We start from the raw sequence: 13,103 nt of genomic DNA on the forward strand, positions 1-13,103 counted from the left end.
TCCTATTTCTTTGTAATAATTTTACTGAATACATACTCAAAATATAATTCTAGATACTCTTGCTTACTAATTTCAGAAACATTCTCAAGTGTTTCTTCAAAAGCCGATTTAAAATCATTTAAAACTTTTACAGTTATATTTTCTGGCGAGGTATTTAATTCTTTTTGAGAATTTGTCTCTATTGCTTCTTTATATAAGGGGTCATTTATAGTGAAGCTAAATATTTTACTTTCTCCGTACAATCCAATTATGTAGACAATTATTTTCTGCCACTCAATCTTATTTTCATTTTTGCTAAATTTATAATTTTGGTCTATTAACTTAATATCTCCTTCTTGACTTTCTTCTACTGCCTCTCTTACCTTTAAATCTAATATTGATCTATTTAACAAATCTGAATAAGGTCCTGAAATACTAACTGAAAAATGATAATCTTCATATGGGTTTGTACTATTCTCATTAACGAAAGCATATAATACTTTGGTTAGATAAAACATTCGCTGAATTGATTGCTCTCTTATTGACTTCCAACCTATACTCTTTATAAGTTTCATTAAATCAATAATATCATCATTAGCTCTATATAGCTCTTCTAATTTATTTTGCATTATTTAATTCTTTTTTTAACTTTTTCATAAACAGATTTTAAAGACTCACTTGATTGTTGAATAACAGATTTTTTAGCAATGTCAAGAAGGTTAATAATTGATATTTTATTTTCTGAAAAATCAATTAAGTGATTTAAAAACTCGCTATTGTTTAGATTGGTTGTTATAATAAGTGCATTATCTTTTTCTAAAAACTTTGTAAATACCTTTGCTGCATTTTTCTCATACGAGATATCCAAACTGCTATCAGGTGTCTCTACAATATAAAATGAAGGTTTTGTATAAAAAAATGAAAGAATGCTCATCCTAAAGGAGTGATCAATAAAAAATCTTTGTGATTCTGATAATTCTTCATCATGCCTTCTAATTTTACCATTTATTACAGGGTAAAACCTTTTACCATCTCCTAAATCATCATAAGTCAAGGTACATTTCACACCTAAAAATTCAACAGCAAATTCCGAAAAGAGTTTAGAGAATTTACTTGTCACTTTTGAGACTTGTTTTTCTATTTGTTTAGAAAATTCATTGGCTTTTTCTTTTTCTTCTTTGCTTTTAAGTTGAAATTCTTCTTTTAATTCTTCTAGAGATTCAATTTCATCATAAAAAGCCTGTAGCTTATCTGGATCTTCTTCAGAACCTTCAGATAGTGCAAATTGTAAGTTTCTCAATTCAGATTGAAGATTTCTTTTTTGGTTAGATAACTCCTTAAACTCCTTATCTAATTTTTTGAGAGTTTTATCGATCTTAATTGCTTCTTTTTGAGAGTTTTGAATTTTTGTATGCTCATCTATTAATTCATTATTTATAGATTCAAATTCATTTTTTAAACTTTCATTAGTTATTTGACTTATTTCTTGATTGCATAATATACAATTGTTAGAATGATTTAACTTTTCATCAATGAACTGCTTTTCAACTTCTTTGGTACAAAGTGGGCATACATGATTTGTTTTTATACTTTGATAATATAAGTCATAATTTTTGTGAAGATGTATATATTTGTTCTCAAACAACTTATTTTCAGCAATTTTTTTAGTTTTTTCAAGATTGTCAATTAAAAGACTCAATTCATTTATTTTATTATTTATAATTGAAACTTCTGCTTCAATCTCTTTCCTAAACTTTTGCTTCTTTTTAATTTTCTTATCTAAATTTTGCAGTTCAATTTTAATCTCTAACACTCTAGAATTAATTGATTTAGCATCAACTTCACCTTCTTCATTATTTGCATCCTTTTCAACTTTGTCTAGTACTTTCTTTATTGCTCTAATATCTTCTGAACGATGTCTTGAAACACTATCAAAATATTTTGCTTGCCTGACAGCCTCTTGCCTAGCTTTATCTAACTCTGGTGAGTTAAAGTATTTGTTAAATAATTCGTATTGGACATCTGTTCCCTTATCACCATCATTCCATAAAATTGTTTTATGATCTTCGCCAAAAAATAATATTTCATTGACAAAGAAAATTAAATCATCAAATGGTAATCCTGAAGCCCTTTCAATATCATTTTCATATTTCTTTAGAAGAGAATCTTTCTTTTGGTCTTCATTTAAATTTTCATATTTTACTTGAGTAAGTACATCTCCTTCAACATTATAGTTATTAATTGAGTAGCTATTTAAAGTTATAGTTTCCAAACACCTCTCAACAGAGAATGAGTCATTCTTAATCTTAAAATCAATAGTGACTGTAGCTTTTGATTCGGTCTTTATGACCTCATCTTGCCTGTTCTTATAGTAATTAATTGGATGTAGTGTCCTCTTCTCAATTTTTCTATCCTTGTATGTTCTTGTAAAGTCAAAATCCTTTTTATAATGACCTATAATGGAATACTTAATTAAATTGACAAATGTAGTTTTACCCATTCCATTACCTCCAATTATAAGGTTCACACCATTTATAAAATCATATTCAAAATCTAAACCATTAGGGTAAAGAGTAAAGTTCTTAATTTTTATACTCTTTAAGGTTGGTAAAAAAATATTTCTCATTTTATCTAAACATTAGCCTGAAAGGGCAATTTACAAATAATATAATAATATTAGTCAGTAATATTTATACTAATTGAGGGAATCTAACTATTAATTTTATCTGTATTTGCAAAAAAAGAGAGGCAAAATTACCTCTCTCTTTATTTTTCAAATTATATATTACTTTTTATAGTTCCATCTGTAACCTCCCAAAGATTCTCTTTCTCCCCTACATACTCTTGATATAGAAGTTTTAGAAAGATTATTTTCTCTTGAAGCTTCAGAAACAGAATTATATTTTGCTAATACAGTTCCATCTAATAAACACTTCAAAACTTCCTTCTTCCTAGCGTCCTTTTGAGGCATGAATGGTTCTTTGTATTCATAACTCCAATAAAAACCTTCATACATTTTATTTACACTTAGACAGGCTCTAGAAATGTGCTGTTTTGTAACATTTACTTCTTTTCCTGCATCTTCTAAGCATTCATACTGTCCAAGAAGTTTTCCTGTAGTTATATCGTACTGATAAACTGTTTTTTTAAATCCTCCTCCAGAATCAGTATTGTAACCACTTTCTTTGGAGTCATACTGTAAAATATATACTTTTTCCTTTTGTGCTAATTCATCTGTAGAGTTTGCGGTATCAATTTGCTTCCAAGTGAAAGCATCAGCACCATAAGTGTTGATAGCTTCATGAAATTTATTGAACTCTCCTCTGTTAGCTCGCTCTTGATGATCTAACTTTCTTTGCTCAATGCTATTTGTTGTAGCACCAACATAAGATTCTCCTGTGAACTCATTTTGAGCTTTGTAAATTATGTAATTTTCTTCCTTCATTATATTTTCATTTATCATATTACCTAATATTAAAAATGTTCTTTTTTACCCTATTGAGGTATGAACTTTATGCTTTAAAATTATCCTATTCATTATTTCTGTTACTATATTCTTATCTGAAGCCTTGCAGTAAAGTGCATCATAAACATATAACACATAAATATTTAATCTATTCAGCTCTTTTATTATTGAGCTCATAATATTTACTTCTTTTTTAAATAGCCGCTTTGAGGTTATTTTGTAGCCATATCGCTTTTTATCTTGTATCAAATTTTTAAGCATTGTTTTTTCTCTATTAAAATAATATTGATACAGAGGACTTTTTTTCATATTAGCAACTTTTTTATTAAAAAATGAGAGATGCTCAATTTTAATTTCATTCAAAGGGAAATTCATTTCCTCTGCAACCTTTTGATGTGTTATTTGATACTGAGTACCTCCATAAATGAGCATTGCTATATTAGGGTGCAAAGCTTTAAAGTCTAGTTCTACAGTAGGCTCATCATCAATCTTAATCATTTTTCTTATCCATGACGGCATTAGATTAAAACTATCTACTACTCTTCCTCCAGAACTTTCTTTTCCTATTTTAGGTATCATATATTTATCTCCCGCTAAATACTTATAAAGTTTTATATTTTCTTCTACAAATGAGCGATTCTCCAAATTAGAATAATAGGATTTAGGTTTTTTATTTAAAAGAGTTAATAATTTTCTTTTTTTAGTCCTATATTTTTCTTTGACTAATTTTTTTCCTTGCTTTTCAATATCTTCATCAGTAGGTAAAATAACCTTTGGATATAAAGCTATTAGATTATACCCTATAGGGTTTTTAAGAGCAGTAGCTATATCTTTATTATGTTTTTCTTTTCGCTTTTGAATGTTATTTTCAAACTTGATATTATAAGATTTCAAATTTTGATTTATACTACTTGAATGCAACCTATACTGTTTGGAATAACTATCTTGTTGATAGGAGTCATTTCCATGTTGATTTTTTCTACACTCAATTATTGGCTCAGTAGAATCAGTAGAATAGGATAATGCATCAATAATTCTCTTATATATACGAGTATTATCTTTTCCCTTTTTAAATTGTTCATGCAATATTGTTGAGGATAAGCTTTTCCAATAATCATCTTCATTAAAAACCGTTGAAGTTAGAGTAGATATAAACATAAAACATTTCTCTATTGCAATTTCAATATCTGAGTCTATTGGCTTTAAAACTTTTTTAGGCAACCTTTTAACACGTCTTTTTAATCCTTTAGGGATTTTAATAGTTTTATAGTCTCCAAAAAATATCGGTAAAGTGACATTGTTTTCTTCCTCACTAAAAAGATAGTGACCACTTGTGTCACTAGTAAAATAAGGGTTTTTAGCAGTATCTACTTCCTGAGAGTAATCAGTAACATAATTGATAGTAGATATAGATTGGTTAGTTAGTATAAATTGATTAGATCTAGATATTTCTTTCTTCATCTTCTTTCTTCATATTTTTTGTCATTTAATACATTTAGAGTTAACGTTTTTTTTCTTTATTAACGCCCTAATACGTATTAATATCAGCAACTACCTAACTGATTTGTTAAAAAAAAATTTGAGGATAGTTTAAAATAAATATTAAGAATGGAGAGGCGTTCAAATGACGCTATAATTGAAGTCTTTTTGAATATTCCGCTTGCATTTTCTCTTATCATTTTACTCAAAATCAAATATTAATATACAAAAAATAATTGACATTTCCTAATATATATTGATATATCTTCAATAAAAATGTTAAAAAAATAAGAATAGAGCAATAAATGCATAGGATCAACCTGATTAGAAACAACACATTTTAAAAGTTAGTTGTTCATAATCTAAATTAATTGGAATTTTACTTTTCAAGAGAGTTTTTAAAGAATTAAGCCATCTCAAAATATTATATCAAATTTAATAGTATTAATCAATAAGGATATCAAAGTAATAGTAGAAGTACGCCATTCCTTTTATTATATAAACAGTCTTTAAATCATGAGTGATTTTAACCTCATCTACCATTACTTTTCGTCCTTTTTTTAACATTCCAACATCATGAATCACAGCCACTTTAAACGGGCAAACAAGTAACTTTAATATACTGTTCCAAGTCACAATATAAATCTCCTTAGAATTACTGTATTTCAATAATTCAACTAAGTCTTTGTCACTCATTATTATATATATTTTGATAGTTATTTTTTAGTATGATTTCTACATAATAGCTATGTATTATATTATGATGTAGAAATCTTTCGCCTGATTTTTAAGCTGATTTAGAATGTGAGTTGTGAACTCATGTGAATTACAGTTACGGTTTAAGAAGTTATCTATATAGCTAGATTTAGCAGAATTTGTAAATAGATTATATAAATTCCACAAATTAATTGTGCCATCAGAATTGCATTTAAAAGCATCATCATTGACATAATCTTTTACAATATTGCTTATTTGTGAATCTGTTAGTTTTAATTCAAATAGACTCATTTTATGATTCTTCTCTAAATTATGATACAACTTCATTTTACCAATAAGATGTGCGAATTGATACTCTGAAATATTGTAATTTATAAACTGCTTCATCTGCTCAATATGCTTCTGCTGACTATAATTTTGAAATAGTTTTAAAGTTTTATCTTTTAACTCATTAATACTACTAACTCTTAAATCATTTTTTAATCCATCTGTATTGATGCACAGATTCGTGCAAACCATATTTTTAAAACCAATGAAAATTTTGAATTTCTCAATGCTCTTTTTTGCATATAGATTTTGTTCTGAATAACTACGCACACCACCAATGGTTAACTTTAATTCTTGACCATTTATAACAGTTGCAATGTGTGGAATTTCAATTGTGAAAGCCATTCTTTCCCAATACTGTGTTTTTTCATGATCTAAAAGTTCTTTAACGGGCTTACCAATCGCACTTGGTGTTCTACCTTTAATTTGATGACTAACTCTAATCTCTGGTAATGAAATATCATTGTCTGAATAAACCGATTGCGCAACTGAATGCACAGTATCTATAAACTCAGAATGAGCAATTGTAGATTCTAAATCTTTAGCAAAACTTGGTATAATACAGTCCTTTTCTAAATGTTCTAAACTTACTTTTTCAGTATTGGCTTCTATAAAATTATTTGAAGTATTATTTATTACTTTTGAATGGTCTAAAACCATGTTTTGAATGTTGTTATTGGCTATCAATTCCATTGCTTTCTGTTTTTAATGGGTTTACAATTTCTTTTTGATCAATTAGTTGGCTATCTATAGTCTCTAATTCTTCTTTACGTTTTACTATTAGTGGTTTAATCTCTATTTGAACACTTGAATATTTAGTGTAAATGTGCTTTAAGCCATCTATAGAAGAGCAGCTTTCAATCTCTTTTCTAATTCGCTCTATTGATATACCTTCATTACACCAAGCAAGTAATTTCTTGCCTGTAGAAGCATTTATTACAAATTCTGGTTTATTAGTAAATAAGCCTGTTCTGTCTTTTGATGCTTTAGCTAAATGATTATCATTTATAAGCTCAAAATCTACGGTCAACTCATAGCTATAGCCTTCCCTAGTTATATCTTTTAAACCATGCTTAATAACTTTTGTTTTTCCTGAAGAATCTTTATCCATAGAATAATCCATTTTCTTTCTAACAGTAGTAATAACATGACATTTTGAATTTAAAATTGCATCCAAAAATGCTTGATGTCGAGGAGTCAATTTTGCCCAATCTTGGAATCTACCTCCTAATTGCTCATGGATTTGCAAACAGCCACCTTTTCCATTCCATTCATGAGTGATACTGTCAATAATAATAACTTCAATATTATCAGCATTTTCACACGTTTTAATAGCTTTTATATAGCGTTCTGGACTGAAAGGCTGTATTAAGGGTAAAACATTATAATTTCCTAAATGGGAGTATAAACTAGCGCTTCCATTTTCTGTATCAATTACAGCTATTTTTGACCAATCATTAGTAATTCCGTAAGCTAATAACAATGCACTATAACTCTTACCAAATCCACTTGCTCCACTTAACCCAAGTTTTAATTTTACTTGGTGGCGTTTTGCTTGTTGTAGTTTCATATCTAATTTATTTATAGGTTATATAATTTGAAAAGTGAGACTATATAAATCGCTTATATAGACAAAAAAAGCCCTAACCTAGATGGTTAGAGCTTAAGTATTTTTTTAAGTTAGTTTGATGTTCTAAAACACCTCTTCTGTTTCAACTACATTATTCTTTATAATAGTTTCAGATTCATCTATATACTCATAACGATGTGTAAGTGAAATAACTTCCCCTGTTTCTTCAATTGTATATTCGTATGGTTCTACTTCTACTTTCTGAATACTTCCTGTTAAGTCTGTTCCAATAAGGGATTCACATACAGCTTTATTAAAAGTACACGCTACTCTTGCTGTTCTTGCCGTTAAATAAGTTCTGCCTGTTTCTTGACTCTTTACAGCTTCAACTCCACCTTGAACTATTAACGTACAGAATTCTTTGCTATCATCTGTTTGATAGACTTTAAAATCAATAATTTTTACCATAGTATTATAAATTATTTGGTTAAACGAAGATTGTGGGCTACTAACCCAATTCCTATAAAGAGTGGGGGTGTTTTGTAGGTTCCTCATAAATATGATATTCTCAAATAAAATATTGGGGGGGATGTTTTTTTAAAAGAATACTTTTCCAAATAATAATGAAGTTGACTGAAAAAAATTGAAAAAATTTTACACTAATTTTTCAAAATAGTTCCATCTTCAAATACAATTTTGCTAGGGACAAACAGAATAATTAAATCACTGTAATTATTTTTTAAAGTTGACTCTATGGAACTAGAAACATTTAACCTTAAATCGTGTGGATTACTACTGTAGGTATTTATAGCTCTTATATTCCAATTATCAAGACTAGAAGCTTTTAATGGATTAGGAACTATATTTTGATTCAAAACTGAAGAATTAATATCTGTAGATAAAACATTATCCATGTTTTTGTTGTTAACGTATAATATCCCTTCAAAATATTTTATATTCTTTGATGAGACATTTTTAAATTCAAGATTAAAACCTATTGAATTATCGTAGAAAGTTATTGGTCTTTTAAAATCATATATACATCTTATTATATTATATATTTGATCATCATACTTTAATCTAGTTAGTCTAAGGTTTTCAATTTCTTGATAATATTCATCTGCTAAAAATGTCAATTGATCTAAATCAAAACTCTCATAAAATAAACTATCTAAAACATGGTTATCGAGACCATAATCATTAGTTGTCTTTATTCTCTTTAATCTTTGAGGAGTATACGGGTTGTGGTTATCATTCTTAAGTAAAAAAGCCTTTAGCGTTCCCTTTTCTTCACTATGTTTATTGATATTAGCTAATGATTTATTAGCATTTCTAATTGAAATATTGTTGAAGTATAAATTAAATTTTATTCTTATTGAGTCACTTATAATAATATTTGAATCATCTAAATATTCAAACTTAAATTTATTCTTATTTTGATTTTCCTTTTGACAACTAAAAACTAGTAAACTGATAATAAACATCTTTAAAATAACTCTCATAAAACTTGTTAGTTTAAGCTCTACGAGGTTCCAATAGAATTGTTTATAAATTGATTGAAAAGAAAAAAGGTGTGAACCTCTTGCCTTAGTGTCAGCAAAATCAGAAGTTCCGCCAGAAACTTTAACCATACCAACAGCAAAGAGATAACACACCCATTATGAGTGTGCATCTGCTCTAACTGCTCCTATAGTTAAATATTGAAATCTGGCGGATTCCTGATTAAGGAGACTTTTTAAGCAAACACTTAATTTCTATGTCTTATGATAATTATATCACTTTGTAAATGTAGCTATTTTTTTAATTTATTATTCAATTTGTTCATTTCTTCACTAACTTTCTTTTGTACTATTTTCCCATAATGAGCCTGTGTAATATTCATACTAGAATGTCCTAATAATTCAGATACTATTTCCATTGGCACATCATTATATAACAATACAGTTGTAGCAAAAGTTTTTCTAGCAATATGCGTAGTCAAATTTTTCTCAATTCCTAGAATTGAAGCAATTTCCTTTAGGAAAGAGTTATATTTTTGGTTACTTATTCTTGGAAATACATAATCATCTTCATCATAGTAATTAATAATTTCTAATGCTTTTGGCAGTAACGGAATTGATAAATCTTTCGAGGTTTTAACCCTTTTAGTTTTTATCCATTTATTACCATCAAATCCATTAATAATATGATTGTGTTTTAGATTCATTAATTCTATATATGGTAAGCCTGTATAACAACAGAATACAAATAAATTCTTCACAAACTGAAGTCTAGTTTGACTGAATTTATACTTTTCCAATAAGTCTAATTCATCCTTGGTCAAAAACACTATTTCTTTCTTTACTCTTTTAGCCTTAAATAGCATAAATGGGTCTTTATCCAAATAGTTTTCTGCAACTGCAATTCTAATAGGTTTTCTAAACCTCTGAATTACTTTGTTTATAGTAGCTTGACCTAATTTCCTTTCTGTTTTTAAATAATATTCAAAATCAGTTAAAAATTGTTGTTTCAAATCTTTCAAAGGATAATCTATTGATTTGTATTTCCATTTAATAAAGAATTTCACATCTCTTTTTACGTGTTCAAACTTTTTCCAAGTTTTCTTCTCAATATCAATCCCTACAAGCTTTTCTAGCTTGTTTAAGTAGCGATCAAAGTATTCAACAGTATTGTACTCTTTATTATCTTTTTCGCCTCTGTAAAGCCTGTATATATCATTTACATCAAAAGATTCTTTTTTAACTTGAAGCATTAAAAAAGCCTGATTAAATTTTGTCTTAATCAGGCTTAATTGAGTATTTATTAATTTACTACTTGGATCAGGTGGTTTAACAACTTGTTGCTTACTATTCCAATGTTTAGGATTCACAAATTGTCCTGTGCTAAACGTTTTCCTTTGTTTATTGTATGTTATTCTACAATAAATAGGAGCTTTCTTGTCTTTCCTTATCCTACTCGAAGATAAGATGTATAATATATTTATTTTATGTGTATTCATTGATTTTATAAGTATCTGATATTGTGTTAAATAATATGCAACCTCTAAATTTAAAACTGCAACCTTTTTTGCAACCTCTTTTTAATCATTTCTGAGAAATTACAGAAAAGTATAAGTGCATGTGAAAATTGGCTAAATAACTTGGAAAGATGGCGGTTACGGTAAAATTAGGGCACAAAAAAAGCCTTACATTTCTGTAAAGCTTTTGCAAAAAGTGGTCCCACTTGGGCTCGAACCAAGGACCCTCTGATTATGAGTCAGATGCTCTAACCAGCTGAGCTATGGGACCAATGCGGGTGCAATATTACTATTTTTTTTAATTCCGAAAAAATTTAAATTGCATTAAATTATTTCTTGGCACAACTCTATGAGCGTACCATTGGTTGATTTTGGGTGCAAAAAGACCACTAATTTATTATCTGCCCCTTTTTTAGGCGTTTCGTTTAACACTATAAAACCTTCACTTTTAAGCCGTTCAACCTCAGCGTGAATGTCCGTTACATCAAAAGCAATATGATGTACGCCTTCCCCTTTTTTAGCAATAAACTTCGCAATAGGACTGTCTTCACGAGTAGCTTCTAAAAGTTCTATTTTGCTTTCACCAAGTTGAAAAAAAGATGTTTTTACACCTTCACTTTCTACTTCTTCCATTTTGTAATGTTCTTTGTTGAATAACTTGGCAAATAATTGGTTGGATGCCTCAATGTCTTTGACTGCAATTCCAATATGTTCTATTTTATTCACGTTTTTATGTAATTTAATTGTCAACTACCGTTATAAATTAGCTCTATAAGCATGAAAAATAATATTTTAGACAAGCTTTGAGCAGTTAAATCTCAATTATTGCCTAAAGTTATTGCAATTCAGTAGTAATGTCAACGTTTTGTGGTGTTATTATTATATTTTTGCAGATTATGAGTGATATCGAAAGTAACAGACAGAAAAAAATAGCAGGTGTTTTACAAAAAGATTTGGTAGACATTTTGCAAGGTGCAGCAAGAAGTGGTGGATTAACGAACGTTATTATTTCAGTAACGAAAGTTAATGTTACGGTAGATCTTTCTGTAGCCAAAGTATATTTAAGTATTTTTCCACATAATAAAGGAAAAGAATTGCTAGAAGGAATTCAGTCGAATGCACCTTTAATTAAGCACGATTTAGCGCAGCGTGTTCGACACCAATTACGTAAAGTGCCTAATTTGACGTTTTATGTAGATGATTCTTTGGAATACATTGAAAACATAGAAAAGTCGCTAAAAGGCGAAGAAAACCCAATTGAAGACCCTGATTTATTAGATAAAAGAAAGAAATCCTAGTTGAAATTTCCTTTATACATAGCCAAGCGTTATATGCTCTCTAAGAGTTCGCAAAACGCCATTAATATTATCAACATCGTTACGAGTGTCGTAGTTGTGATTGGTGCATTGGCTTTGTTCATTGTACTATCAGGATTTGCAGGATTAAAAACCTTTAGTTTGTCATTTAGCAATGATTTTGATCCAGATATTAAGATTGAAGCGGCAACCGGAAAGTCTTTTCACGTAAGTGCACAACAACTCAAAGAATTACAAGAAATTCCAGAAATTGTATCGTTTTCCCAAGTGGTAGAAGAACGTGTGGTATTGGGTTTAAAAAACAAACATCATATTGCAAACATTAAAGGTGTTGATCAATACTTTAGAAAGGTCAATGCCATGGACAGTATTATGTTTGTAGGAAATTGGATGGATCCAAATGAATATGATAGTGCCGTTGTAGGTATTGGTATTTCTAGACTTTTAGGCTTGATTGCAGGTGATTATAGTGGTTTGCTCGAAATTATAGTTCCGAAACCAGGCACAAAAAGCATTACAAGCAGTTCTAAAAACCCGTATGAAAAAATAAAAGTTATAACTAGAGGTGTGTATCGTATTAATGAAGATTTAGATGATAAATACGTATTTACCAACCTAGAATTAGCACAAGAATTACTTGAATTTGAAGTAAACCAAATAACCAATATCGAATTTGATTTACTTCCAGAAAGTGATGAAGTTGCTGTAAAAGAAAAAATTTCTAGCGTTTTTAATGATGAAGTTATTATTAAAAATAGAATTGAGCTAAACGATGCATTGTACAAAATGCTGAATACCGAAAATTTAGCGATTTACTTGATTTTTACACTGGTATTGATTCTTGCCTTGTTTAATGTTGTTGGTGCTATTGTCATGATGATTTTAGACAAACGCAGCAATATGAAAACGCTGTTTAGTATGGGAACAACCGTAAAAGATATAAAGCGCATTTTCTTTTATCAAGGAATTATTATTACCACTTTGGGTGGATTGTTAGGAATTATACTTGGCGTGATTGCTGTATATCTACAATTGCAGTTCAAAATATTTTACATTACGTCAACCTTACCCTATCCTGTGGAGTTAGAGTTTATGAATTGCGTAACGGTATTTTTAACCATTACCATTTTGGGCATTATAGCTTCGTACTTAGCAAGTAAAAGAATTACAAAAGACTTTATTGCGAATTCTTAGGTGTTAGACTGCTATCGCTTAGATTCAGCTTTGCCTTTT

The 13,103-nt window shown here is 28.9% G+C and carries 13 protein-coding genes and 1 tRNA gene; 2 read left to right on the plus strand and 12 right to left on the minus strand.

Going from position 1 to position 13,103, the window contains the following annotated elements; all coding sequences use genetic code 11:
* Positions 1 to 2: 2 nt before the first annotated feature.
* The 12 genes from ACRBBL_RS10350 to mce all read right to left on the minus strand — a co-directional run bounded on the left by ACRBBL_RS10350 (position 3) and on the right by mce (position 11,280).
* Positions 3 to 608, minus strand: a complete 606-nt coding sequence (locus ACRBBL_RS10350; RefSeq protein ID WP_431368970.1) for a hypothetical protein — start codon at positions 606 to 608, stop codon at positions 3 to 5.
* The gene (locus ACRBBL_RS10355) at positions 608 to 2,605 is read right to left on the minus strand and encodes an AAA family ATPase (RefSeq protein ID WP_431368971.1); all 1,998 of its coding nucleotides are present in this window, start codon (positions 2,603 to 2,605) and stop codon (positions 608 to 610) included. The genes ACRBBL_RS10350 and ACRBBL_RS10355 overlap by 1 nt, the downstream gene beginning before the upstream one ends.
* A gap of 159 nt (positions 2,606 to 2,764) precedes the next feature.
* Positions 2,765 to 3,424, minus strand: a complete 660-nt coding sequence (locus ACRBBL_RS10360) for an NUMOD1 domain-containing DNA-binding protein (protein WP_431368972.1) — start codon at positions 3,422 to 3,424, stop codon at positions 2,765 to 2,767.
* 45 nt (positions 3,425 to 3,469) lie between these two features.
* Complete coding sequence (locus ACRBBL_RS10365; protein ID WP_431368973.1) at positions 3,470 to 4,906, minus strand: hypothetical protein; 1,437 nt, start codon at positions 4,904 to 4,906, stop codon at positions 3,470 to 3,472.
* A gap of 462 nt (positions 4,907 to 5,368) precedes the next feature.
* Positions 5,369 to 5,620: a hypothetical protein gene (locus ACRBBL_RS10370; protein WP_431368974.1), complete on the minus strand. Its 252-nt coding sequence runs from the start codon at positions 5,618 to 5,620 to the stop codon at positions 5,369 to 5,371.
* Between the two features lie 57 nt (positions 5,621 to 5,677).
* Positions 5,678 to 6,661: a DUF3871 family protein gene (locus ACRBBL_RS10375; RefSeq protein ID WP_431368975.1), complete on the minus strand. Its 984-nt coding sequence runs from the start codon at positions 6,659 to 6,661 to the stop codon at positions 5,678 to 5,680.
* Positions 6,642 to 7,538 carry an AAA family ATPase gene (locus tag ACRBBL_RS10380; protein WP_431368976.1) on the minus strand — a complete coding sequence of 299 codons (897 nt, stop codon included), beginning with the start codon at positions 7,536 to 7,538 and terminating at the stop codon, positions 6,642 to 6,644. Before ACRBBL_RS10380 ends, ACRBBL_RS10375 begins: the two co-directional genes overlap by 20 nt.
* A 123-nt stretch (positions 7,539 to 7,661) precedes the next feature.
* Positions 7,662 to 8,006 (minus strand): hypothetical protein, encoded by a 345-nt coding sequence (locus ACRBBL_RS10385; RefSeq protein ID WP_431368977.1) that lies wholly within the window; start codon positions 8,004 to 8,006, stop codon positions 7,662 to 7,664.
* 191 nt (positions 8,007 to 8,197) lie between these two features.
* A complete protein-coding gene (locus ACRBBL_RS10390; protein WP_431368978.1) occupies positions 8,198 to 9,169 on the minus strand; it encodes a hypothetical protein in 972 nt (323 codons plus the stop codon).
* 161 nt (positions 9,170 to 9,330) lie between these two features.
* Positions 9,331 to 10,536, minus strand: a complete 1,206-nt coding sequence (locus ACRBBL_RS10395; protein ID WP_431368979.1) for a tyrosine-type recombinase/integrase — start codon at positions 10,534 to 10,536, stop codon at positions 9,331 to 9,333.
* A gap of 215 nt (positions 10,537 to 10,751) precedes the next feature.
* Positions 10,752 to 10,825 (minus strand) — tRNA-Ile (locus tag ACRBBL_RS10400).
* A 53-nt stretch (positions 10,826 to 10,878) separates the two neighbouring features.
* On the minus strand, positions 10,879 to 11,280 hold the full coding sequence (gene mce, locus ACRBBL_RS10405; protein ID WP_431368980.1) for a methylmalonyl-CoA epimerase: 402 nt from the start codon (positions 11,278 to 11,280) through the stop codon (positions 10,879 to 10,881).
* Positions 11,281 to 11,459: 179 nt separating this feature from the next.
* Here mce and rbfA point away from each other — a divergent pair, with 179 nt between their 5' ends.
* Both rbfA and ACRBBL_RS10415 read left to right on the plus strand, forming a co-directional pair.
* Entirely contained in the window at positions 11,460 to 11,852 is a 393-nt protein-coding gene (rbfA, locus tag ACRBBL_RS10410) for a 30S ribosome-binding factor RbfA (RefSeq protein WP_431369052.1), read from the plus strand.
* 33 nt (positions 11,853 to 11,885) lie between these two features.
* Positions 11,886 to 13,064: an ABC transporter permease gene (locus tag ACRBBL_RS10415; protein WP_431368981.1), complete on the plus strand. Its 1,179-nt coding sequence runs from the start codon at positions 11,886 to 11,888 to the stop codon at positions 13,062 to 13,064.
* Positions 13,065 to 13,103: the final 39 nt, after the last annotated feature.

Source organism: Kordia sp. (assembly GCF_050633145.1).
Classification (GTDB): Bacteria; Bacteroidota; Bacteroidia; order Flavobacteriales; family Flavobacteriaceae; genus Kordia.